This window comes from Novosphingobium sp. GW821-FHT09E05, assembly GCF_059416165.1.
On sequence record NZ_JBWKOQ010000001.1, the window covers coordinates 2,270,683 to 2,294,351 of the forward strand.

The window sequence follows — 23,669 nt, forward strand, 5'->3', positions numbered from 1 at the left end:
TGGGCGGACGACAAGGCCTTGTTGCGGAGACCTCACCGCACCGTCAGCGGGTCCCTGCCCACTTTCGCATCCCCGTCCTTGCCGAAGTCGAGGATCACGTCCTTGGCCGGATCGTAGCGCGGCCAGACGGGCAGCGTGCCGCCGTTGGGGTTGCCGGTCTTCGCGAAGGCGACGAGCGCGTCGCTGACCTGGTGGCCGACATGATTGTCGCGCGCGGTGGCGGTGTCGCCGTACTTCATCGCCTGGGTGTCGAAGAAGAACGGGACGTCGGTGGCGTGGCCCGCGCCCGCGTCCTTCTGCGATGAAGCGACGTAGGAGAAACGGTAGGCGTAAGTCGGAACCCCGGCGGCCGATAGCGTGGCCGCCATGTCGCGCGCGCCCTTGATCATCATGCCCTGCGGCCCGCCGATATCCGCGCTGGTAGCGCCGACCATGACCGGCACCTTGGTGAATTTGCCCGAGGCATAGGCCTTGCCCGCATCGACCACCACGCGCCCGTCCACGAAGGGCGAGGAGAACGCCGGGCGGGGGCCGCCGAATAGCGCCGCGAGATTGAGCCCGTCGACCACCTGCTCCGCCGGCAGCGCGCGCAGTCTGGCGAGCGCCTGCGGGTCGGTGGCGGTGATGCCCTTGGTGGCGGCGAACTGTGTGCCGACCGTTTCGGCCGTCGCCATGCCGCCCGCACCGAACGCCTTGCCGTCCCCGCCCGACATGATGACCGCGCGGTGGAACAGGCCCTGCGCCAGCGGCGAGGTCATCAGCATGTGGACGGACATGCCGCCCGCGCTCTCACCCATCAGCGTGACGTTGCCGGGATCGCCGCCGAACGCCGCGATGTTGTCGTGAACCCATTTCAGCGCGGCGACCTGGTCGAGCGTGCCGTAGTTGCCGAGCAGCCCGCCGTCCGCGTTCGCAGCGGTCAGCGCCGGATGCGCGAAAGTGCCGAAGCGGCCGAGGCGGTAGTTGAAGCTGACCACCATCACGCCCTTGCGCGCCAGCTCCGCCCCCGAATACGTCGGCGGCGAGGACCCGCCGTTCACGAAGCCGCCGCCGTAGATCCACAGCACAACGGGCAGCTTGGCCTTCGCGCCTTCCGCCTTCCAGACGTTGAGGTAGAGGCAGTCCTCGGACGGCGGCGCGCCGAGCGGCGCGGCGTCGCTGGGGAACGGCTCCTGCATGCAGTCGGGGCCGTAAGCGGTGGTTTCCCGGACGCCCTGCCATGCAGGTGCAGGCTGCGGTGCCCGCCAGCGCAGGTCGCCCACCGGCGACGCGGCGAAGGGAATGCCCTTCCAGCTGACGACGCCATGGTCAGTGGTACCGGTGACGGTGCCACTGCCTGTCTGCGCGGTGGGCGACTCAGCCAGCACCGGGGCGCAAGCGGTCAGGATGGTCGCGCCGGCAAGCGATGCGGCGATGGTCAGGCTTTTCATGGGGGGGCAGCTCCGATGGAGTGAGAATTGCGTGGTCCCCGGCTGGGTTCGGGATCGCTGGCAGGGCCGCACAGGCTGTAGGTCGGGCTAAGCCCGAAGGACGGCCAGCGGGTCCCGCCTTCGCGGGGGCGTATTAGTGGGACGACGGCTAAAGCAGCGCCTCGATGTCCTTGGCCATAGCCTCGGGCTTTTCGGTGGGGGCGTAGCGGCGCACGACCTTGCCGTCGCGGCCGATGAGGAACTTGGTGAAGTTCCACTTGATCGACTTGGAACCGAGCACGCCCGGCGCCTCGGCCTTGAGCCAGTCGAAGAGCGGCGCGGTGCCTTCCCCGTTGACCTCGACCTTGCCCATCAGCGGGAACGAGAGGCCGAAGTTCACTTCGCAGAACGTGGCGATCTCGTCGGCCTCGCCCGGTTCCTGCTTGCCGAACTGGTTGCAAGGGAAAGCGATCACCTCGAAGCCGCGGTCGCGGTACTGCTGCCACAGGTCCTCGAGGCCCTTGTACTGCGGGGTGAAGCCGCACTTGCTGGCGGTGTTAACCACCAGCACCACCTTGCCGAGGCGGTCCGCCAGGCTGATCGCCTCGCCGTTGGGCAGTCTCGCCGTGAAGTCGGCAATGGTGCGGGGCGTGCGCGGATCAGGCATTCTTGGGGAAGTCCGCGCGGCGCGAGAGATTGCGTATCTCACCGATGCGGAAAGTGTGGTCGCCGTCCTTCTGGATGGCGTAGTCGTCCTGCCTGTCCTCGGGCATGCCCATGACGAAGCCGATCAGTTCGGCCACGGTACCCCGGCGGATGGTCTTGAACCGGTGGAACAGGCCGCCGCCATCCTCGCACTTGTGAAGTTCGGCGGAATCCTCCCAGCCGAAGCCCTTCACCGGCGTGGTGCTCGTCTCGATGGTGGACGGGGTGTCGCTCATCGGCGGTGTCCTTTTCTGTTCATTGTCGCACATACGATGTGGGAACAGAAAACCGCGAGTGCAACGTCGGTTCCGACCCGCAGACGTTAAGTAAGCACCCCATCGTGGAGGCGCACTACGCGGTCCATCGCCGCCGCCAGTCGCTCATTGTGCGTGGCGACCAGCGCTGCGCTGCCCTCCCCCCGCACGAGTGCGAGGAACTGCGCGAAGACCTTGTCGGCGGTCGCCTCGTCGAGGTTGCCGGTGGGCTCGTCCGCCAGCACCAGGTGCGGCCGGTTGGCGAGCGCGCGGGCCACCGCCACGCGCTGCTGTTCGCCGCCCGAGAGCTTGCTGGGCCGGTGCTCCAGCCGCTGGCCAAGGCCCAGCGCTGTCAGCAGTTCCCTCGCCCGCTCGTCGCACTCCGCGCGAGGCTTGCCGGTGATGAGCTGGGGCAGCACCACGTTCTCGCTGGCGTTGAAGTCGGGCAGCAGATGGTGGAACTGGTAGACGAAGCCGATATGGTCGCGCCGCACGGCCGCGCGCTGGTCCTTGCCGAGCTTGCTGGCGTCGATCCCGGCGATCTCGATGCGGCCGCCGAAGCCGCCTTCGAGCAGGCCGATCGCCTGCAGCATGGTCGACTTACCCGAGCCCGAGGGGCCGAGCAGGCCGACGATCTCGCCGGGGCGCACGGTCAGGTCGACGCCGCGCAGCACGTCGATGCGCACGCCGCCCTGCTCGAAGCTGCGGGTCACCTGCGTGAGGCGCACGACGGGGGCCGAGGTGGAGGCGGGGATGGTTTCACTCATAACGCAGCACCTGCACGGGATCGGTGCTCGCCGCCCTGTAGGCCGGGTAGAGCGTCGCGAGGAAGCTGAACACCAGCGCCATGACGCAGATCGTGACGATCTCCACCGGGTCGGAGCGCGAGGGCAGTTCCGTCAAAAAGCGGATCGAGGGGTCCCACAGGTTCTGCCCGGTGAGGATCTCGACGAGATGGACGATCGGCTGGCGGAAATAGAGGAACACGAAGCCCAGCAGCAGCCCCACGAACGTCCCCATCGCGCCGATGCAGAAGCCCGCCGTCACGAACACCTTGAGCAGCGACCGCCGCGTCGCGCCCATCGTGCGCAGAATCGCGATGTCGCGGGTCTTGGCGCGCACCAGCATGATGAGCGAGGACAGGATGTTGAACACCGCCACCAGCACGATGATCGAGAGCACCACGAACATCGCGACGCGCTCCACCGCCAGCGCCTCGAACAGCGAGGCGTTGATGGTCTTCCAGCTGTTGACCACCGCGCGGCCCGCGAGCTGGCGTTCCAGCGGGGCGAGGATGGCGCCGACGTTGTCGGGATCGTTGGTGGTCACCTCGATCATGGAGATCGAATCGCCCGTCAGCAGCAGCGTCTGCGCGTCCTGCATGGGCATGACCACGTAGGCGTTGTCATAGTCGTAGATGCCGATCTCGAAGATCGCGGAGACCGTGTAGGCAATCTGGCGCGGCACCGTGCCGAAGGGGGTGGAGCGCCCCTGCGGGTTGATGATGGTGATGACGTCGCCCACCTGCGCGCCGAGGTTCTGCGCCAGCTGCTTGCCGATGGCGACGGTATCCCCGCCCGGCTTGAGTGCGGTGAGCGTCCCGGCCTTAACCTTGTCCTGCAGGCGGCCGAGGTCCTGCGCCGTGTTGCCGCGCACGAGGATCGCCTCGACCCGGCCGTTGAAGCTGGCCAGCAGCGGCTGCTCGATCAGCGGCGAGGCGCGGGTGACGCCGGGCGTCTTCCTCACGTTTTCGAGCACGTTCTGCCAGTCGTCGATCCGCCCGCCATAGGCCTGGATGATGGCGTGGCCGTTGAGGTTGACGATCTTGTCGAACAGCTCGGCGCGGAAACCGTTCATGACGCTCATGACGATAACCAGCGCGGCGACGCCGAGCGCGACCGCCACCAGGCTGATGCCGGCGACCAGGGCAATGAAGCGCTCGCCCTTGCCGGGCAGCATGTAGCGCTTGGCGATGGTCCATTCGAAAGGGGATAGGATCAAGAGCGACGGGTCCGTCTGTGATCGGCTGGGTAAGCCCGGCATTAGGATGATGGCTGCGCGCTGGCAAGCGGTGGGGCAAGCGATGCGGCGCGCGAATGGTTCCCGGTGCGGCCATCATCCTCCAAATCACCCCCTGCGTCGCCAGCGTAGACGCGCAGCAGCATTTGCCTTTTTCTGGAGCCCGCCTTGGGGGTATCCATGAACGAGATCGCGCGCGCCTACGAAAAGCACTGGGTGAGGCCCGTCGCGCCTTTCCGCGCCGTCGCAGTCGATCTCCTCGTCGGCGGGGACCGGCACGCCATCGCCGCCGACCGGCCGCGCGTGTTCGATGCGCTGACTCTGGTCTCGCACGACACCTGCTCGAGACGGAGCGCCGACCTCGGCGGGCGGGGCCTGCGCGCCATCTCGAAGTGGGTGGTGAGCCGTCATGCGCGGCCGCTGCGCACCGGCTACTTCTTCGACACCCGCTTCATCGAGCCGAACAACGTCTCGCACCTGCTGATGGACATTATCCCGCTGTGCCTGTCGGTCGGAAAGGAAGTGGGCGAGGTGACCTTCGTGTTCCGCTCGCTGCAGCCCCGTTTCCGCGAGCTGCTGTCCCATTTCGGCATCGAGCCGCTCTGCACCTACCGCCCGGTCAGTGGCCGGCGCCTGACCTATCGCCTCTCGCGCGGGCTCGCCCAGTTCGAGATCACGGAAACCTTCGACGCGCCTTTGTACAGCTACATGGGCGACGTCTATTCCGGCTATACGGCCGCGAGCGAGCCGGGGTCGAAAGTTTTCGTCTCGCGCCGAGGGCCGAGGGCTCCCACCAACGCCGCCGAACTGGAGGCCTTCCTGCGCGGACGGGGTTACGAAATCGTCTTCCTCGAAGACCATCCGATTCCCGAGCAGATCGCCGTGATGCAGCGCGCGGACGAGGTCGTCGCCATCCACGGCGCGGCGATCGCCTATCTGGCCCTGAAGGAACGGACGCGCTCGCTCGTCGAGATCATGCCGCCCAGCGTCTACCACGACCATTTCGCGGTCGGGGTCGGGGGCAAGGTGGACAGGTTCGTCCAGATCATACCCCGCTTCGACGAGGAAGTGCAGTTCCAGGGCTGGCCCGCGATCCTCGCCAGCAAGCAGCAGCCCTTCGCGGTGGCCCTCGGCCAGCTGGAGCGGGCGCTGGACTTGGTCGGATAGACGATTTTCCCGCATCGCGCGCCGCTGCAGGCCCTTTCCCATAGTCGATCCCCAGCCCGCCTTTCCCTCACGAAGACGGCGCCGCGCGGATGTGCTTCATCCACGGAAGCCCCCACCCCGGCCCCGTCATCCTCGCGTCACACGCCGACCGCAAAAAACCAGCCCGCCGTCGCCCCGTCGCAAGCGCCCGCCTTGCCCCTTGCTTTTCGGAACGATCGCAGCCAAATGCGCGAGCGTTTTGACGCGCCAGCGGGCTGGACACATCCATGAACATGACACACCCCTATCGTGATGCCGACGGGGACAAACTGCGCGAAGAGTGCGGTATTTTCGGCGTTATCGGCGCCAAGGAAGCTGCGGCGATCACCGCGGCGGGGCTCCATTCCCTCCAGCACCGCGGGCAGGAGGCGGTGGGAATCACCTCCTTCTCCGGCGACGAATTCCACTCGCACCGCGGCATCGGCCACGTGGCGCAGGTGTTCAGCCAGAAGGAAGTGGACACCCTGCCGGGCGCCATGGCCTCGGGGCACGTGCGCTACGCCACCACCGGCGGCTCGGGCCTGCGCAACGTGCAGCCGCTGTTCGCGGACCTCGCCGCGGGCGGCTTCTCGATCGCCCACAACGGCAACATCTCCAACGCGATGGCGCTGAAGCATGACCTCGTGTCGAAGGGCTCGATCTTCCAGTCGACCTCCGACACCGAAGTCATCATCCACCTCGTCGCGACCAGCCGCTACCCCACGCTGCTCGACCGCTTCGTCGATGCGCTGCGCATGGTGGAAGGCGCCTATTCGCTGATCTGCATGACGCCCGAGGGTATGATCGCCTGCCGCGATCCGCTCGGCATCCGTCCGCTGGTGATGGGCCGTATCGACTCCGCCACGGTCTTCGCCTCCGAAACCGTCGCGCTCGACATCGTCGGCGCCGAGTTCGTCCGCTCGATCGAGCCGGGCGAGCTGGTCCAGGTCGACCACAAGGGCACGATCTCGAGCCACCGCCCGTTCGGCGATCCCTCGCCCCGCCCCTGCATCTTCGAGCACGTCTACTTCTCGCGCCCCGATTCGATCATGGACGGCCGCTCGGTCTATTCCGTGCGCAAGCAGATCGGCGTCGAACTGGCCAAGGAAGCCTTCGCCGAGGCCGACGTGGTCATCCCGGTGCCCGATAGCGGCGTACCGGCGGCCATCGGCTACGCGCAGGAATCGGGCATTCCGTTCGAGTTGGGCATCATCCGCTCGCACTACGTGGGCCGTACCTTCATCCAGCCGGGCGACGCCGCCCGCCATGCCGACGTGAAGCGCAAGCACAACGCCAACCGCCCTGTGGTGGAAGGCAAGCGCATCATCCTCATCGACGATTCGATCGTGCGCGGCACGACCTCGAAGAAGATCGTCGAGATGATGCGCGATGCCGGCGCCGCCGAAGTGCACATGCGCATCGCCAGCCCGCCGACCGAGCACTCGTGCTTTTACGGCGTCGACACGCCCGAGCGTTCGAAACTGCTGGCCGCCACGATGGATACGCAGGCCATGGCCGATTTCATCCAGGCCGACAGCCTCGCCTTCGTCTCGATCGACGGACTCTACCGCGCGGTCGGCGAGGAAAAGCGGACGAACAAGTGCCCGCAGTTCTGCGATGCCTGCTTCACCGGTGAATACCCCACCAAGCTGACCGACTTCTCCGACCGCTTCCCGGCGGCACTCAACGCCGCATGAGCACGCCGTTCGAAGGACAGGTCGCGCTCGTCACCGGGGCCAGCCGCGGCATCGGCGCGGCGACGGCGATCGCGCTCGCTGCGCAGGGTGCGCACGTCGTGCTCACCGGACGCGACACCAAGGCCCTCGAAGGCGTCGAGGACACGATCTTCCAGGCCGGCGGTTCGGCCACGATCGCGCCGGTGGACCTGGTCGAGCCCGATGGCATCGCCCGGCTGGCGACCGCGCTCTCGCAGCGCTGGGGCAAGCTCGACATCATGGTCGTCAACGCGGCTATCCTGCCCGAGCTGACCAGCGTCGCCGACATCGACCAGCGCGCCTTCAACAAGGCGCTCACGACCAACGTCCTCGCCACCCAGGCACTGATCGCCAACTTCGATCCGCTGCTGAAGAAAAGCGGCAACGCCCGCGTCGTCGGCATGACCACGACGGTGGCCCAGGCGCCCCGCGCCTACTGGGGTGCCTATGGCGCCACCAAGGCCGCGTTCGAGGTTCTGCTTGATGCCTACGCGCAGGAAACCGCCAGGATCTCGAAGATTCGGGTCGCCATCGTCAACCCCGGCGCCACCCGCACCGCGATGCGCGCGCGCGCCTATCCGGGCGAAGCCCCGGCCTCGGTGAAACCGCCGGAAGTTGTCGCTGACCGCCTGGTTTCGCTGCTGCTGGAGGACTTTACGACCGGACACCGGGAAACCGTTAACCAACCGGCGTAATTCGAAGGTAACCCCAAAGTGGGACACATGGTGCCGACTCGGCGCTGGACATGCGCTCAGTTCTAAAAAAGAGTGAGGTCGCCATGGTCAACCACTCCCAGCAGGAACGTTACGCAGCCGCCGCCCAGGAAGACCGGAGCGCGCCGCGATTGCGCATTTCCATTCCGGCATCCTTACGCCCCTCGGGCTCGAAAAGTTTCCAGACCGCCGTTCGGGACCTGTCGCTCTCCGGCTTCTCGGCCACCGCCATGTCCCAGATTGCGCCGCGCACGATGTGCTGGCTGACCCTGCCCGGCATGGTGACGGTGACCGCCAAGGTCGTCTGGTGGGACAACGGTCTCGTCGGCTGCGCTTTCGACCAGCTGCTCGACCCCGTCGAACTCGAAACGATTCTGAGCCGCTGGGACCTCGACGCGCCGCGGCGGCGCTGACGGGCCGAGTTTCAGCCCTTCACCAGTGTCACCTGTGCGACATCGATGCCGCCGCCGAGGAAACCACCCTCGCAGTACATCAGGTAATAGCGCCAGAGCCGCACGAAGCGCTCGTCGAAGCCCTGCGGCAGACGGCCTTCCTCCACCGCGAGGTCGAACAGGCGGCGCCATTCGCGCAAGGTGCGGGCATAGTCCGGCCCGAAACCATGGCGGTCCTCCCAGCTCAGCCCGCGCTCGGCGGCGAGCGCGCGGAACTCGCTCTCGCTCACCAGCATGCCGCCGGGGAAGACGTAAGTCTGGATGAAGTCCGCGCTGCTGGCGTAGCGTTCGAAGATGTCGTCGTGGATCGCGATGTACTGGATCGCCGCGCGCCCGCCCGGGCGCAGGCTGCGGGCAAGGCAGTCGAAGAAGTCGGGCCAGTAGGCGCGGCCGACCGCCTCCACCATCTCGACCGAGACGATCGCGTCGTACTGCTCCGCAACGTCGCGGTAGTCCTGCTTGCGGAACACGGCGCTGCCGCCCTCCCGCGCCCAGCGATCGCGGGCATAGGCGAGCTGTTCGTCCGACAGGCTGATCGCATCGACGTGGACGCCGTCGTGGCTGGCGAGGAACGCCGCCAAGGTGCCCCAGCCGCAGCCGATCTCGAGCACCCGCTCGCCCGGCGAAACCGCGATCCGGTCGATCATCGCCCCGGCCTTGGCCGACTGCGCGCAGTCCAGTTCGGTGACGAACTGGCTGTAGGCGTTGGGCCCCGGGTCCGTCCGGGAATACATCGCGCTCGAATAGAGCATCGTGTCGCCCAGCCACTGCGAATAGAAGTCGTTGCCGAGGTCGTAGTGCGCGTGGATGTTCTTCAGCGAGCCCGAGCGCGTGTTGCGGTGGAGCGCATGGACCAGCCGCGTCACCAGCCGCCAGGGCCCGTGCGCGCGGGCCACGCCGCCCAGAGCGACGGCGTTGTCCATGAACAGGGCGAACAGCGGTACCGGGTCCGGGCTGTCCCACTCGCCTGCCTCCCAGCCCTGGTACCAGCCGACCGAGCCCGCCGTCGCCAGCCGCAGCAGCGCGCGCCAGCTCCTGAGCTCGACGACCGCGTCGAACCCCGGCGCGCGCCCGCCCAGCAGCCGCGTCTCGCCGCCCGGCAGCGTCGCCATGATGGAGCCGCGCTGCAGCCCGGCGTCGATGCGGTCGAGGATCCTGTGGACTCCGCCCGACCACAGGCGCGCAAGCCACTGCGGCCCGACGCCGATGGCCCGTCCGCCTTCAAGAAGCTCCCCGCCCCTACCCGGTACATGCGCGTTCATGGTGGTGATATGGACTCGAATTCGATCCCGGGCAATTGCCTAGGACGATGGACGGATTGCACTATTGCGCCTTGGCCTGCTGCCATGCCGACAGTGCCCGTTCGCGCGCGTCGCGGTGCTCGATGCGCTTCGCAGGGTAGCCTTTGGGACGCATTAGCGCCGAAGGATCGTGGATTTCGTCGTCCGGGAGGTCGGCGAGTTCGGGCACCCATTCGCGGATGTAGCGGGCGGCGTCGAACTTCTCCGACTGCGTGAGCGGCGCCATGATCCGAACGAACATGTTCGCGTCCACGCCCGAGCCCGCCGTCCACTGCCAGTTGACCGCGTTGGAGCCGTAGTCGGCATCGACCAGCGTGTCCCAGAACCATTTCTCGCCCTCGCGCCAGTCGATCAGCAGGTGCTTGATGAGGAAGCTCGCCGCGATCATCCGCACGCGGTTGTGCATCCAGCCGGTGTGCCAGAGCTGGCGCATCCCGGCATCGACGATCGGATAGCCGGTGCGCCCCTGCTGCCACGCCTCGAGATCGGCCTTGCTCGTCCGCCAGGGAAAATCGCCGAACGGATCGCGGGCATATCTGCTGCCATAGTCGGGAAACTGCAGGATCACGTTCTGCGCGTAGTCCCGCCAGCCCAGCTCGCCAAGGAACGTCCCCACCGAACCGCCGGCGTTCGCCGCCGCATGCCAGACCTGCGAGGGCGAGACCTCGCCGAAATGCAGGTGGGGCGAGAGCATCGAGGTGCCGTCCACCGAGGGGAGGTTGCGCTGCCCTTCGTAGGCCGAGGCTTCCTCGGCGAAGCCGCGCAGGCGCTTTGCCGCCCCCGCCTCGCCGGGCTCCCACATGTCGCGCAGGCCGCCTGCCCAGTCCGGCTTCGAGGGCAGCAGGCCCCAGTCCTCCAGCCTGTCCGACTTGGGCCATGTCGCCGGCGCGGCGATCGTCTGAGGGCAACGCTCGGGCTCGGGCGGCGGCAAGCGTTCGCGCAAGGTTCGCCAGAACGGGGTGTAGATCTTGTAGAGCCCGCCCGATCCCGTCGTCACCGATCCCGGCGGGGCGAGGTAATTGCCGTGGTGCAGGCACAGGGTCAGGTGTCTGGCGACTGCCTTCTCGGCATTGCGCCACCACGGTTCGTAATGGTGGAGCGCATGGACTTCGGACGCCCCCACCTGCTCTGCCAGCTTCGCGAGCACGTCGTCGCTGCGCCCTCGCCGCAGGATCAACCGCAATCCCTTTTCGCGAAACGCCGCCTCGAGGCTGGCGAGCGAATGGTGCAGCCACCAGCGCGAGGCGCCGCCCATGGCGCGGTGTTTGGGCGTCTCGTCGTCGAGAATGTAGACGGGGATCACCGGGCCTTTGCGCGCGGCTTCCGCGATGGCAGGCTGATCCGACAGGCGCAGGTCGCGCCGCAGCCAGACGATGACGGGAGAACTCATGGACAGCAACTCATCGCAGGGGCAACGCCTTGCCCGGAAGCGCGTTCCCTAGCGCGATGGTCGTCGCTTCCGAAACCCTGAGATTGCCCCTGCGCGGCTTTCGCATCGATCCGCGCAAGGCGCTGGCCTGCGCCATCCTGTGCTGGGCGGGTGTCGCGCTGGTCGTATGGGCCATGCGCAGCGGTCACATTGCGGCGCTCGACGAGACCGGCCTGCTGTTCTGGCGCGACGACACGCTCCGGCCGCAAGGCTCGCCCAAGCTGCTCGAAGGCGTGCGCGACGTGACGGCGCTGGGCGGCGTGCTGCTGCGCAACCTCTTCGCCGCCGGCGCCGTCGTCGCGCTGCTGTTCCTGCGCCTGCGCCGCGAGGCCGTGCTGCTGGCCCTCACGGTCGCTTCGGGCTGGGCGGTCAACAGCGCGCTCAAGGGCCTCGTCGGCAGGGCGAGGCCGGAGATCGTGCCGCACCTCACCGAAGCGGGCGGCAACAGTTTCCCGAGCGGGCACGCCTTCAACGCCGCCGTGGTCTACATCGCCATGGCCCTCGCCTTCGCGGCGCTGAGCCGGCGCGAGACGGTGCGCTGGACGGTGATCGCCGCCGCCATGGCAACCAGCCTCGCGATCGCTTGGAGCCGGGTCTGGCTGGGGGTCCACTGGCCCAGCGACGTGATCGCCGGATGGCTGGGCGGCGCCGGCTGGGCCTTCCTCGCGAGCGCCCTGCTCTACCGCCCGGCGCGGGCCACGGTCGATGCGGCCGAAGCTGTCAGCAGCCCGGAGCCAGCGTAGGCACCGTCGCGACGTGGGTGAAGCTGCCGGCCACGCGCGGCCCGGAGAAGCGCGCATCGCCGAAGGTCACTCTCGCCGCGCAGCCATGGCGCTCGACTTGCGCGAAAGGCATCTGCGACCAGTCGAGGAAGTCCGCCACTTCGGGCGAGGCGGCGATGGCGCGGCGGACCAGCGGATCGGCCATGTTGTCGGGCCGAGATGGTGCGATCCCGGTCAGTTCGAGACCGTGCAGAGGATCGAAGCGGCCTTGCCCGATCCTGCCATAGCTGCGCCAGACGACCTCCCGGCGCCAGAACAGCAGCGCCTCGGGCGAGGCGAAGACACGATCGGTGCCCGCGTAGTTGGGCGCCGAAACCCACGCCAGCGCCGAAATGCCGAGGTTGAGCACGATGAAAGCCGCGGTTGCCGCGAGCGCCATCGAGGCCGGTCGCCCCGCCTTCGGACGGCCGCAGCGCCAGCGGCGGCGCGATCGCCATATGCCTGCGCCCAGGATTGCGAGCAGCCATGGCGAGACGATGAACAGCCCGTCGGTATGGAACCAGCGCGCGCTGAGCGGCGACAGCAGCTGCACGGCATAGGCGTTCTGCAAATCGAGCAGCGGATGCGTCAGCGCACCGAGATAGCACAGCGCCAGCAGCCAGCCGAAATGCATGCGCAGCCCGCTCTTGAAGAAGGCTCCGCGCGCGATCTGCCAGCGGTCGAGCCACCACAGCAGCCCCGCCAGCAGCGGCGGCATCAGCAGCACCCCGCCCACCAGGCCATGCGTGAAACCCCGGTGCATCGCCAGCGGCGCCCACGGGGCCCAGCCGAAGAACACGTCGATGTCCGGCATGTTCGCCGCCAGCACGCAGGCGGCGAGGCCCTTGCGCGTACGGCGCTTGAGCCCCGTCTCGGCGAGCGCCCAGCCGACCAGGCTGTGGGTGAGATTATCCAAGAGGGATGGGCAATTGCATCGCGCGGACTATCGGGCGCGGGCGGCCATTAGGCAAGCCCACGACGACAAGCTGCCTTCGGCACCCTTCCGTTGGCGCCGAGCGGAAGGGGTTCGGCACCAAAACGGGTAAAATCGACGGAGGGCCTCAGACGTCCGGCGCGCTCACCGTCCAGGTCTGCCCCTTCGAGAGCAGCTTGCCCAGGTCCGCCGTCTTGCCCGAAACCAGCGCCGCGCGCTCGGCGACGACGGCGCTCTCGAAGGTCGGCGCGGGATCGTCGTAGATCACGCCCAGCGCCATCGGGAACGGCCCGAAGGGCATCTCCACCAGCATATGCGCGAGGCCACGGCTCTGCGGGTTGTGCAGCGCGACGCCCGCCGTCTTCCAGTCACCATCCACCAGATCGACCACCTTCAAAGACAGCGTCTCGAGATCGAGTGCCAGCCCCTTGGTTCCCTTGGCGAAAACGAGCGGCTCGCCGTCCCGGCACACCACCTGATTGTCCGCCGCGACGGCCTTCTGGGTGAAGTCGTCGAAGCGGTCCTTGTTGTAGACGATGCAGTTCTGGAAGATCTCGACGAAGGCCGCGCCCTTGTGGCGATAGGCGGCGACCAGCACTTCGGACAGGTCCTTCGACACATCATACCCGCGCGCCACGAACCGAGCGCCCGATCCCAGCGCGAAGGCGCAAGGGCTAGCCGGGCGATCGACCGACCCGATCGGCGAAGTCGGCGACGGCGTGCCGACGCGGCTGGTCGGCGAATACTGCCCCTTGGTGAGCCCGTAGATCTCGTTGTTGAACAGCAGGATCTGGCAGTCGAGATTGCGGCGCAGGACGTGCATCGTGTGGTTGCCGCCGATCGATAGCCCGTCGCCGTCCCCCGTCACCAGCCAGACGTCGAGGTCCGGATTGGCCAGCTTGATCCCCGTCGCGACCGCCGGCGCACGGCCGTGGATGGTGTGGAAACCGTAGCTTTCGACGTAGTATGGGAAGCGGCTCGAACAGCCGATGCCCGAGACGAACACGGTATTCTTCGGATCGGCGCCGACCATCGGCAGGGTGCGCTGGACGGCCTTCAGGATCGCATAGTCGCCGCAGCCAGGGCACCAGCGCACTTCCTGGTCGGTTTCCCAGTCCTTGAGCGTGGTCTGGATCGGGGTCATGTCGTTCATGATCGGGGCTCCAGGCTCAGGGCCGTTCGATTTCAGGGGCGGGAAGCTGGGTGGCGTTGACGAAGACCTCGCCGCCCTCGTTGCCGGGCACGCCATCGAAGAACTTCGCGATGGCGGCCTCGATCTCGGCGATGGCGAAGGGCTGGCCGCTGGTCTTGGCGAGCGGCACCGCGTCGATGAGGAACTGGTCGCGCAGCACCGTCTTGAACTGGCCGGTGTTCATCTCGGGCACCAGCACATGGTCAAAGCCAGCGAGCAATTCGCCCAGATTCGCCGGCAGCGGCCAGACGTGGCGGACGTGGATGTGGCTGACCGCCAGGCCCTTGCGGCGGGCGCGGCGCACGGCCTGGTGGATCGGCCCGAAGGTCGAGCCCCAGCCCACGACCGCCAGCTTGCCCGAGGTCTCGCCCAGCGCCACCTCCTGCGCCGGAATGGCGTGGGCGATCCCGTCGATCTTGGCCTTGCGCGCGTCGGTCTGGGCCTGGTGGACGTCGGGGGCGTAGTCGATGGCGCCGGTGTCGATGGCCTTCTCGATCCCGCCGATACGGTGCATCAGGCCCGCCGTGCCGGCCTTGATCCACGGCCGCACCCCGCGCGCGTCGCGGCGGTAGGGCAAGACCTTGCCGTCCGGGTTGTTGCTCTCCTCGAGGAAGCGCACCGGGAACGGCGTGAACGCGGCCGGGTCGGGCACTTTCCACGGCTCGGAGGCATTGGCGATGTAGCCGTCCGTCAGCAGGATCACCGGCGTCATGTACCCCACCGCGAGGCGGCAGGCCTCGATCGCGCATTCGAAGGCGTCGGCGGGCGAGCGGGCCGCGATCACCGGCAGCGGCGCGTCGCCGTTGCGCCCGTAGACCGCCTGGTAGAGGTCGGACTGCTCGGTCTTGGTGGGCAGGCCGGTGGAGGGACCGCCGCGCTGCGAATTGACGATGACCAGTGGCAGTTCGGTCATGATCGCCAGCCCCATCGCCTCGCCCTTGAGCGCGATGCCCGGGCCCGACGAGGAGGTGACGCCCAGCTGCCCGGCATAGGACGCCCCGATGGCGGCGCAGATCGCGGCGATCTCGTCCTCGGCCTGGAATGTGGTGACGCCGAACTCCTTCATCCTGACGAGGTTGTGCAGGATCGCCGAGGCCGGGGTGATCGGATAGCCGCCGAAGAACATCTCCAGCCCCGCCAGCTGCGCCCCCGCGACGAGGCCGAGGCTGACCGCCTCCGCACCCGTGATCGTGCGGTAGAGGCCCGGTTCGGAGGCCACCGGCTCGACGTGGAGCTTCCTCAGCGGACCCGCCAGCTCGGCGGTCTCGCCATAGGCGTGCCCGGCATTGAGCGCGGCGATATTGGCCTGCGCCAGAACCGGGTTCTTCGCGAACTTGGCTCCCAGCCAGTCCACCAGCGGCTGGCGGTCACGGTCGAACATCCAGAGCGCCAGGCCCAGCGTCCACATGTTCTTGCAGCGCAGCGCCTCCTTCATGCCGAGGCCGAAGGGCTTCACCGCTTCCATCGTCAGTTCGGAAATGTCGAAGGCCAGCACGTCCCATTTGGCAAGGCTTCCATCATCGATCGGGCTGGCCTCGTACTTCGCCTTCTCGAGGTTGCGCTTCGTGAACTCCCCGGTATCGACGATGACGAGACCGCCCGGTTTCAGCGCCTGGACGTTGGTCTTGAGCGCCGCCGGGTTCATCGCCACCAGCACGTCGGGCGCGTCGCCGGCGGTGGTGATCTCGCTCGACCCGAAGTTGATCTGGAACGCAGAGACCCCGAACAGCGTGCCCTGCGGCGCGCGGATCTCGGCGGGGAAGTCGGGGAAAGTGGCAAGATCGTTGCCGGCGAGCGCGGTGGAGAGGGTGAACTGCCCGCCGGTCAGTTGCATGCCGTCGCCCGAATCCCCGGCGAAACGCACCACCACTGCCTCGGGGCCGGCTTCTGGCGCGGCTTCGCGGATTTCGTGCGTGGCAGGTGACCTCGCCATGGCCCATCCTCTCTCCGGTCTGTGCCGGAATTTCCTTGCACTTCGAAGGTGCGCAGTTCCATTCGCCTCTACAAATTAGTTTTCCCTTGGGCGAACAAACATTGCATTTCCCATGTCCCACTGTGGGCCGCAAATCCGGCTAGTCAAGCGCGCGCCCATCGGCCATTCTGACGCTCACGGTGTGCACTTCCGGGAAACCATCCGAGTGCCTTGCGCGCCCTCACCCCTTCAGCCTGGAAATGTCTTTCGCGATGACCGATCCCTCGTCCCTGCCCTACCGCCCCTGCGTGGGCGTCATGCTCGTCAATGCCGACGGGAAAGTCTTCGTCGGCAAGCGAATCGACACGCGCGAGGGCGACTGGTGGCAGATGCCCCAGGGCGGCGTCGACAAGGGCGAGGACCTCAGGGCCGCCGCCTTCCGCGAGCTGTGGGAGGAAACCGGCGTCACCGAGGACAAGGTCAAGTTGCTGGCGCAGACGCGCGAGGAACTGCTCTACGACCTGCCCGACGAACTCGTCGGCAAGCTGTGGAAGGGCAAGTACCGCGGCCAGCGCCAGACCTGGTTCCTCGCCCGCTTCGAAGGCGACGACGACGGTGTCGATCTCGACGCGCACCAGCCGCCGGAATTCTGCGACTGGAAATGGGTCGAGGCGGAACTGCTTCCCGACCTCATCGTGCCGTTCAAGAAGCGCGTCTACCGCGCGGTGCTGGAAGAGTTTCGCGCGCTGATCTGAAGGCTGAATCGCGGATCAGGTGTGCGTCCGCTGGAGCTTCGCCTGCGATGCCTCTGCTCAGACTCCGACCCTTCCCTTTATCTTCGCCCCCGCGAAGGCGGGGGGTCCCGCTTCCTGGTGCCACGTCTCAGGAAAAAGCGGGGTCACCGCCTGCGCGGGGACGACGGGGCTCGGGTTCGATTGACTTGGTCAGCCGTGCTCGGCGTCCCACCGCACACAGCCCATGCGGGCTCAGTTTTCCGAAACCACCGTCTTGGGCGCCCCGGCGTCGGCCGTGACCATGCGCGGCGCCGGGCCCTTGGCGATCGCCGCCGCAAGCGTCTCGGTCTCGCTGCAGGACTTGCCGCAGAGCGTCTGCAGCCGCGCGAGGTTGCGGTTGGCCTTCTCGGTCGCGCCCTTTTCCGCCAGCGCCATGCCCTCGCCCGCGATGGCGGTGAGGTTGCGCGGGTCGCTGTTGAGCGCGATGCGATAGTAGTGGAGCGCCTTGCCCTGCAGGCCCTGACGGCGCGTGGCCTCCGCCAGCGAAAGCAGCACCGGCACGCTGCTGGGTTCCACCGTCAGTGCCGACTCGTAGGCATCGATCGCCCCGTCGACATTACCGCCGGCCAGCGCCGCCCGTCCTTCCGCCAGCAGCGACACCGCGCGCGGGTCGAGCGGCTGGGGCGACTGGCTATGCGTGACACTGGATGAAATGGCGGCGAGAAGGGAAAGAGCAACAGCAGCGGGCGTGTAGCGCATCAGCAGGTCCTTGGCCGAGGTCTTCGTCCTCATCATGGGACGGGACGCTATCACAGGCGGATGAAGCGTGCGACGAAAAAGCCGTCGGTGCCGTCATGATACGGTGACAATCTGAGGCCCGGACCGCGCGGGGTTCCAGCTGGCAACACCGGGACTTCGCCGCGCCAGCCAGGATGGCGGTCGAGGAAGTCCTGCGCCTGCTCGGCCCCTTCGAGGTCGAGGAGCGAGCAGGTGACGAACACCAGCCGTCCGCCGGGCTTCACCAGCTTCGCACCGATGTCGAGCAGACGCGACTGCACCGCCATATAGCGCTCCAGCTGCTTTTCGGTGAGCCGCCAGCGCGCTTCGGGGTTGCGCCGCCACGTTCCGGTACCCGAACAGGGGGCATCGACCAGCACGGCGTCGGCCTTGGCGGCATAAGGAGCTAGCGCTTCCATCTCGCGGTTGGCGTCGAGCAGCAGCGTCTCGATCATGGTCGCCCCGGCCCGCTCGGCGCGGGGAGCGAGTCGGGAGAGGCGGGCGCGGTCGGCGTCGCTGGCGATCAGCGTGCCGGTGTTCTCCATCGCCGCCGCCAGCGCGAGCGTCTTGCCCCCTGCCCCGGCGCACAGGTCGATGACTGTCTCGCCGGAGCGCGCGGCCACGGCCTCGCAGGTCAGCTGGGAGCCGGTGTCCTGCACCTCGATTTGGCCCTGGAGATAGGTCGGCGACTGCTCGATCCGCGTCTCGGGCGGATAGCGCCAGCCGTTTGCCGCCACCGTCCGCTCGCCGCCCTCGGGCAGGTCGAGCGCGCCGGACTTCAGCGTGTTGACGCGGATGTCGAGCGGCGCGCGGCCGAGCAGCGCCTCGCCTTCGGGTTCCTCGATGTCGCTTTCGGCCAGCCGCTGCATCAGCCACGCCGGGGCGACGCCGGGTGTTGCAGCCCGCTCGTCCGGCCCGATCGGTGCGGGAGCATGGGTCGAGCCGTCGAACAGTGCGGCCAGTTGCGCATCGTGCGCGGCGACCAGCAGCATCGCTGCCCGGCCGCTCTCGGGCACTTCACCGCAGGCGCGGATCGCGCGGTAGGCGAGTTCGCGCACCGCGCGCCGGTCGCCGCTGCCGGCAAAGCGGCGGGCGCGGAACCAGTCGGCGATGATCCGGTCGGCGGGCGCGCCGTTCGCGCGCGCCGCCTCGATCACGAGGTCGAGGATGTCGATTCCTGCCTGGACGCGGGCGGAGGGGGTCATCGCCCGTCCCTCGCTCAGCCCCGCGTCGGGTAGTTCGGTGCCTCTCGCGTGATCGTCACGTCGTGGACGTGGCTCTCGCGCAGGCCCGCGCCAGTGATGCGGATGAACTTCGAGTTGCGGCGCATGTCGTCGATCGTGGCCGAGCCGGTGTAGCCCATCGCCGCCTTGATGCCGCCGACGAGCTGGTGGATGACGTCCTTGGCCGGGCCCTTGTAGGCGACCTGGCCCTCGATGCCCTCGGGCACGAGCTTCATCTGGTCCTTGATGTCGCCCTGGAAGTAGCGGTCGGCCGAACCGCGCCCCATCGCGCCGACCGAGCCCATGCCACGGTACGACTTGTAGGCGCGGCCCTGGTACAGGAAGGTCTCGCCCGGCGCTTCCTCGGTGCCGGCCAGCATCGAGCCGACCATGATGGTGGAGGCACCGGCGGCCAGCGCCTTGGCTGCGTCACCGGAGGTGCGCAGGCCGCCGTCGGCGATGACGGGGACGCCCGCCTTGTCGGCTTCCTCGGCAGCTTCCATGACGGCGGTGAGCTGCGGCACGCCCACCCCGGCGACGATGCGCGTGGTGCAGATCGAGCCGGGGCCGATGCCCACCTTCACGCAGTCCGCGCCCGCGTCGATCAGCGCCTTGGCGGCTTCCGCGGTGGCGATGTTGCCGGCGATGACCTGCGCCGAGTTAGACAGGCGCTTCACCCGCTCGACCGCCAGCGCGACGTCGCGGTTATGCCCGTGGGCGGTATCGATGACGACCACGTCGCACTCGGCCGCGAGCAGCGCCTCGGTGCGGGCGAAGCCCTTGTCGCCCACCGTGGTGGCGGCGGCGACGCGCAGGCGGCCGGCGCCGTCCTTGGTGGCGTCGGGATAGGTGACGGCCTTCTCGATGTCCTTGACGGTGATGAGGCCGACGCAGTGGAAGCCCTCGTCAACGACCAGCAGCTTCTCGATCCGGCGCTGGTGGAGCAGGCGGCGCGCCTCTTCCTTGCCGACGCCGATGCCGACAGTGGCGAGGTTCTCGTGCGTCATCAGCTCGCGCACGGGCTGCATGGGGTTGTCGGCGAAGCGCACGTCGCGGTTGGTGAGGATGCCCACCAGCCGCCCCGAGGCCTCGACCACCGGGATGCCGCTGATGCGGTTCGCGGTCATCAACGCCTGCGCCTCGCCCAGCGTGGCGTTGGGGTCGATGGTGATGGGATTGACCACCATGCCGCTCTCGAAGCGCTTCACCTGGCGGACTGCCGCGCACTGTTCCTCGATCGTGAGGTTGCGGTGGAGCACGCCGATGCCGCCCATCTGCGCCATCGCGATCGCCATGTCGGCCTCGGTGACGGTGTCCATGGCGGACGAGATGACGGGGATGTTGAGCCCGATCGTGCGGGTCAGCATGGTGCGGGTATCGGCCTGGGTGGGGACGATGTCGGACTTGGCGGGACGCAGCAATACGTCGTCGAAAGTGAGTCCGAGCTGGATATCCATGTGCGCCACCAATGCCTTTGCGGGGGAGAATCGTGGCGGCCCATGTAATCAAAGGGGGGCGCGAGGGCTAGGGCCTGATCGCTTTCTATTTTGATGCGGTGGTTTTCGGGCGATTTTGCGAGGCTCGCCCCGCCCGCTCACTTCCTCGCGGGTACTTTCGCCGGCGCCCCGCCGACCGGCACCCGGCGTGTATCGCCGAACCAGCGCCCCAGCGCGGTGAGCATCTTCACATCGTCCATCGCGCCTGCCAGCTCGAGCGGGTGCGAAAGGTCGTCGCTGGGGCGGTGATAGTCGCCGTCGAAGAACGTGCGCATGCGGTCGATGTCGCCGTAGGACGTGGTGACCATGACGGCGGGGATGTCATGCTGGAGCAGCGCCCAGCCGTCCTGCCGCTTGACGAATTCATTGGCCTCGTCGTTGTCGCGCAGCTTGAAGCCTTCGGCCTTGGCGACGCGGGCGATATCCCTGTCGAGCCCGGTCATGCCGCGCCCGACGATGGCGAAGGGCGTCCGACGCGGGGCGATGGCGATCGAATCGATGTTGAAGGCGGCAACGATCCTTTCCAGCGGCAGCGGCGGATTTTCAGCGAAGGCGTGGGCGCCCAGCAGGCCCACTTCCTCGGCCGTGGTGGCCAGGAAATAGACATCGCGGTCCAGCTGCGGGGTGCGGGCAAGGCGGCGCGCCACTTCGGTCAGCGCGGCGACGCCGCTGGCGTTGTCGATCGCGCCGTTGCAGATCAGGTCCTCGGCCGGCGGCTCGCCGCACTCTCCGAAATGGTCCCAGTGCGCGACATAGAGCAATGCGCCGGCCTGCCTGTTGCGGCCCGGCAGCTTGCCGATGAGGTTGTGGGTGCGGATCGTGGTCTCGTTGGTGGTCGCCTCCAGCGTGGCCGTGACATCGAGCATGATCGGCACGAACTCAGGCTCCGCAGCCGCCAATTCCAGCGAAGCGAGCGTGTGTGCGGTGCCCTTGAGCAGTGTTTCCATCGTCGCCCGGCCGACGAAGGCCTCCAGGTCGCCGCCCAGCGAATCCTCCGACAACGCATAGCCCGAGCGCTGGCGCCGCGCCGCGACCGCGTCGAGCCCCCGATCGCCGTCGAGCACGGTCAGCACAGCCGAGGCCCCCAGCGCGAGCAGTGCGTTCTGGCGCGTACTGTCGGGCGTCTCGCCGTCGAGCACGACCGCAATGCGGCCTGCCAGTTCGGTACGCGAAAAGTCCTGGCTGCGGGCCTTGCCGACGAACAGCAGCGGCGCATTGCGCACGAGGCTGCGCTTGCCCGATGTCAGGACCAGCACGTCTTTCGGCGCGATCACGGTGCGGAAGCCCCGCCGCAGGAACTGCGCGGTGCCCGTCGCCGGTTCGCGCGCCACGAGAGTTACCGGCGCGAACCACTCGTTCCCGGGATCGTTGGTGCCCGAGACTAGGCCGATGTCGAACCACTGCTTGGCCAGATAGCGCAGCGTCTTCGCTTCGCCTTCGGTGCCCGGCTCGCGGCCGTCGAACGAATCGCTGGCCAGCGTCTCGATATGCGCGCGCAGCCGCGCCTCGAGTTCGCGGTCGGCACGGCTCGGGCTTGCGGCGGGAGCGGGCGCGGGCACGAAAAAGGCGAGCGCAAAAGCGGCGAGTGCGCAAAGCGCAGCCGCCCTCCCCGTCAAAGTCCCTGTGCCCGAATTGCCCGCGATCATCGTCCCTCATCTATACGACACAATTTGCCCGGCGCTTGGAAAATCTCCGCCGGGATGGGTTCTTCGTGTCATTTTACACGCATGCCACCGCGACATGACGCGCCCGTGCAACACCGAAGACTTGGGAAGATACGGGGAACGACGGTGCGCCTTGCGAATTGATCTGCGCACGGCGACAAGGCCCTCTCCATGGGACACAGGGAAGGACTACTCGGCAATGCGGCTCAACAGGTTCGATCCTTCCAACATTCGCGTGACCAGTGGCGGAGGAGGCGGCGGCTTTCCCGGCGGCGGCGGCGGCAAGCTGGGCTGCGGCTCGCTGGTGATCGTGCTGATCGGTGCGCTGGTCTTCGGCGTCGACCCCGGGCAGATGCTCGGTACGCTGGAAGGTGTCCAGCAGCAGACTTCGGCCCCTTCCGCGCCGACCGGACCGCAGGACACGACCCAGATCTGCGAGGCCAACGCCTATTCGCTCGAATCGTGCAACGCGCTGGATTCTCTCAACAAGACCTGGCAGCCGCTGTTCCAGCAGGCGAACGTCAAGTTCGACCAGCCGACGCTCAACTTCTACGCCGGCGGAACCAGCAGCGGCTGCGGCGCGGCGCAGAGCGCGATGGGACCTTTCTACTGCCCTCCCGACCAGGGCATCTACATCGACACCAGCTTCTACGACCAGCTCGACAGGCAGCTCGGCGCCAAGGGCGACTTCGCCCGCTATTATGTGATCGCCCATGAGTACGGACACCATGTCCAGCACATGCTCGGCCTCAACGCGCAGGTCCGCAAGGAGCAGCAGCGCAACCCCTCGCAGGCCAATGCGCTGCAAGTGAAGATGGAGCTTCAGGCGGACTGCTATGCGGGCGTCTGGGCAGGCAAGCACCGTGATCTGATCGAGCCCGGTGACATGGAGGAAGGCCTGACCGCCGCCAGCGCCATCGGCGACGACACGCTGATGAAGAACGCCGGCCAGGACGTGAATCCCGAAAGCTTCACCCACGGCTCCAGCGCCGAGCGCATGAAATGGCTGAAACGTGGGCTCGACACCGGGAACGAGGAGGCATGTGACACGTTCACTGCCGGGAGATGACATAGGCAGCGGCTCGATTTGGCGGTCGCCGCGCTGGGCACGAACAGGAGTAACGGGGATGAACAAACACTGGATCAGCGCGGTCGTGATAACGACCATGCTTGCGACGCCCGCTATGGCCAGGCAGGAGGAGAAAGCGATCACCAATCGCGATCCCAACGCCATGGATGTCGCCAAGACTCCGATCGACGATCTCAACGTCGGCCGTGACCGCGAGATCCCGCCGCTCCTCATCGCCGCGACGGGAGAGCCCTACACGCTCAAGGGCCTGGGTAAGTGCCGCCAGCTAGCCGGGGCGATCCAGGAACTCGACGAAATTCTCGGCCCCGACATCGACCTTCCCGCCAGCGAGCGCGAACGCATCAGCGCCGGCCGCGTGGGCAAGTGGGTGGTCGCCTCGTTCATACCCTTCCGCGGACTGATCCGCGAAGTCTCGGGCGCCAACGCGCAGGACCGTAAGGTCAACGCGGCGATCCAGGCGGGCCTGACGCGGCGCGGCTTCCTCAAGGGCGTCGGTGCATCGAAGGGCTGCCGTTATCCCGCGTCGCCGGCTCCGGCCAGCGTCGTTCAGGCGCACGTCGACAAGATGGAATCGGGCAAGAAGAGCAAGGATGGCAAAGGCGCCGGTGAGCTGGCGTTCAAGTCCGAGCCGGACGCGCAGCAGCCCTCACCCAAGAACTGACTTTCTGACGACCACGCGCGGGGCCGCCGGTTGCAGGACCGGC

The 23,669-nt window shown here is 67.7% G+C and carries 22 protein-coding genes; 8 read left to right on the forward strand and 14 right to left on the reverse strand.

Translation table 11 applies throughout. The features are described 5' to 3' along the window. Positions 1-32: 32 nt before the first annotated feature. The 5 genes from AC07M9_RS10760 to AC07M9_RS10780 all read right to left on the reverse strand — a co-directional run bounded on the left by AC07M9_RS10760 (position 33) and on the right by AC07M9_RS10780 (position 4,369). Complete coding sequence (locus tag AC07M9_RS10760; RefSeq protein ID WP_494883656.1) at positions 33-1,430, reverse strand: carboxylesterase/lipase family protein; 1,398 nt, start codon at positions 1,428-1,430, stop codon at positions 33-35. Between the two features lie 148 nt (positions 1,431-1,578). After that, positions 1,579-2,076, reverse strand: coding sequence for a glutathione peroxidase (locus AC07M9_RS10765; RefSeq protein WP_494883657.1), 498 nt, complete (start codon positions 2,074-2,076; stop codon positions 1,579-1,581). Beyond that, a complete protein-coding gene (locus AC07M9_RS10770) occupies positions 2,069-2,350 on the reverse strand; it encodes a hypothetical protein (RefSeq protein ID WP_494883658.1) in 282 nt (93 codons plus the stop codon). The genes AC07M9_RS10765 and AC07M9_RS10770 overlap by 8 nt, the downstream gene beginning before the upstream one ends. Positions 2,351-2,436: 86 nt before the next feature. Next, the gene (locus tag AC07M9_RS10775; RefSeq protein WP_494883659.1) at positions 2,437-3,135 is read right to left on the reverse strand and encodes an ABC transporter ATP-binding protein; all 699 of its coding nucleotides are present in this window, start codon (positions 3,133-3,135) and stop codon (positions 2,437-2,439) included. Then, positions 3,128-4,369, reverse strand: a complete 1,242-nt coding sequence (locus AC07M9_RS10780) for a lipoprotein-releasing ABC transporter permease subunit (protein ID WP_494883660.1) — start codon at positions 4,367-4,369, stop codon at positions 3,128-3,130. Before AC07M9_RS10780 ends, AC07M9_RS10775 begins: the two co-directional genes overlap by 8 nt. A gap of 198 nt (positions 4,370-4,567) precedes the next feature. On the opposite strand from AC07M9_RS10780, the gene AC07M9_RS10785 reads away from it, so the two are divergent. The 4 genes from AC07M9_RS10785 to AC07M9_RS10800 all read left to right on the forward strand — a co-directional run bounded on the left by AC07M9_RS10785 (position 4,568) and on the right by AC07M9_RS10800 (position 8,413). Beyond that, complete coding sequence (locus tag AC07M9_RS10785; protein ID WP_494883662.1) at positions 4,568-5,554, forward strand: glycosyltransferase 61 family protein; 987 nt, start codon at positions 4,568-4,570, stop codon at positions 5,552-5,554. A 266-nt stretch (positions 5,555-5,820) separates the two neighbouring features. After that, complete coding sequence (gene purF / locus AC07M9_RS10790) at positions 5,821-7,269, forward strand: amidophosphoribosyltransferase (protein ID WP_494883664.1); 1,449 nt, start codon at positions 5,821-5,823, stop codon at positions 7,267-7,269. Then, positions 7,266-7,982: an SDR family NAD(P)-dependent oxidoreductase gene (locus AC07M9_RS10795; protein ID WP_494883666.1), complete on the forward strand. Its 717-nt coding sequence runs from the start codon at positions 7,266-7,268 to the stop codon at positions 7,980-7,982. Before purF ends, AC07M9_RS10795 begins: the two co-directional genes overlap by 4 nt. An 83-nt stretch (positions 7,983-8,065) precedes the next feature. Further along, positions 8,066-8,413, forward strand: coding sequence for a PilZ domain-containing protein (locus tag AC07M9_RS10800; protein ID WP_494883668.1), 348 nt, complete (start codon positions 8,066-8,068; stop codon positions 8,411-8,413). Between the two features lie 11 nt (positions 8,414-8,424). Here the strand turns inward: AC07M9_RS10800 and AC07M9_RS10805 are convergent, their stop codons facing one another. Together AC07M9_RS10805 and AC07M9_RS10810 are read right to left on the reverse strand one after the other, a co-directional pair. After that, positions 8,425-9,714, reverse strand: a complete 1,290-nt coding sequence (locus AC07M9_RS10805) for a class I SAM-dependent methyltransferase (protein WP_494883670.1) — start codon at positions 9,712-9,714, stop codon at positions 8,425-8,427. 61 nt (positions 9,715-9,775) lie between these two features. Further along, complete coding sequence (locus AC07M9_RS10810; RefSeq protein WP_494883671.1) at positions 9,776-11,143, reverse strand: cryptochrome/photolyase family protein; 1,368 nt, start codon at positions 11,141-11,143, stop codon at positions 9,776-9,778. A 29-nt stretch (positions 11,144-11,172) separates the two neighbouring features. Between AC07M9_RS10810 and AC07M9_RS10815 the strand changes: the two genes are divergently transcribed. Beyond that, positions 11,173-11,925 (forward strand): phosphatase PAP2 family protein, encoded by a 753-nt coding sequence (locus AC07M9_RS10815; protein WP_494883673.1) that lies wholly within the window; start codon positions 11,173-11,175, stop codon positions 11,923-11,925. Here AC07M9_RS10815 and AC07M9_RS10820 read toward each other — a convergent pair. The 3 genes from AC07M9_RS10820 to AC07M9_RS10830 form a co-directional block, all read right to left on the reverse strand. After that, positions 11,903-12,859, reverse strand: a complete 957-nt coding sequence (locus tag AC07M9_RS10820) for a metal-dependent hydrolase (protein ID WP_494883675.1) — start codon at positions 12,857-12,859, stop codon at positions 11,903-11,905. The genes AC07M9_RS10815 and AC07M9_RS10820 overlap by 23 nt on opposite strands. A 145-nt stretch (positions 12,860-13,004) precedes the next feature. Continuing rightward, a complete protein-coding gene (locus AC07M9_RS10825) occupies positions 13,005-14,030 on the reverse strand; it encodes a 2-oxoacid:ferredoxin oxidoreductase subunit beta (RefSeq protein ID WP_494883677.1) in 1,026 nt (341 codons plus the stop codon). A gap of 16 nt (positions 14,031-14,046) precedes the next feature. Further along, positions 14,047-16,002, reverse strand: coding sequence for a 2-oxoacid:acceptor oxidoreductase subunit alpha (locus AC07M9_RS10830; RefSeq protein ID WP_494883679.1), 1,956 nt, complete (start codon positions 16,000-16,002; stop codon positions 14,047-14,049). Between the two features lie 251 nt (positions 16,003-16,253). Between AC07M9_RS10830 and AC07M9_RS10835 the strand changes: the two genes are divergently transcribed. Further along, positions 16,254-16,736 carry an RNA pyrophosphohydrolase gene (locus AC07M9_RS10835; RefSeq protein WP_494883680.1) on the forward strand — a complete coding sequence of 161 codons (483 nt, stop codon included), beginning with the start codon at positions 16,254-16,256 and terminating at the stop codon, positions 16,734-16,736. Between the two features lie 231 nt (positions 16,737-16,967). On the opposite strand, the gene AC07M9_RS10840 is transcribed toward AC07M9_RS10835, so the two are convergent. The 4 genes from AC07M9_RS10840 to AC07M9_RS10855 all read right to left on the reverse strand — a co-directional run bounded on the left by AC07M9_RS10840 (position 16,968) and on the right by AC07M9_RS10855 (position 21,857). Continuing rightward, positions 16,968-17,510 (reverse strand): tetratricopeptide repeat protein, encoded by a 543-nt coding sequence (locus tag AC07M9_RS10840; RefSeq protein WP_494883682.1) that lies wholly within the window; start codon positions 17,508-17,510, stop codon positions 16,968-16,970. A 14-nt stretch (positions 17,511-17,524) separates the two neighbouring features. Beyond that, positions 17,525-18,697, reverse strand: coding sequence for an RsmB/NOP family class I SAM-dependent RNA methyltransferase (locus AC07M9_RS10845; protein WP_494883684.1), 1,173 nt, complete (start codon positions 18,695-18,697; stop codon positions 17,525-17,527). Between the two features lie 14 nt (positions 18,698-18,711). Further along, a complete protein-coding gene (guaB, locus tag AC07M9_RS10850; protein ID WP_494883686.1) occupies positions 18,712-20,172 on the reverse strand; it encodes an IMP dehydrogenase in 1,461 nt (486 codons plus the stop codon). A gap of 137 nt (positions 20,173-20,309) precedes the next feature. Further along, positions 20,310-21,857, reverse strand: a complete 1,548-nt coding sequence (locus AC07M9_RS10855) for a M20/M25/M40 family metallo-hydrolase (protein WP_494883688.1) — start codon at positions 21,855-21,857, stop codon at positions 20,310-20,312. 217 nt (positions 21,858-22,074) lie between these two features. On the opposite strand from AC07M9_RS10855, the gene ypfJ reads away from it, so the two are divergent. Next, positions 22,075-22,944: a KPN_02809 family neutral zinc metallopeptidase gene (gene ypfJ / locus AC07M9_RS10860; protein WP_494883690.1), complete on the forward strand. Its 870-nt coding sequence runs from the start codon at positions 22,075-22,077 to the stop codon at positions 22,942-22,944. Between the two features lie 58 nt (positions 22,945-23,002). Then, positions 23,003-23,626, forward strand: coding sequence for a hypothetical protein (locus tag AC07M9_RS10865; protein ID WP_494883692.1), 624 nt, complete (start codon positions 23,003-23,005; stop codon positions 23,624-23,626). Positions 23,627-23,669 lie beyond the last annotated feature (43 nt).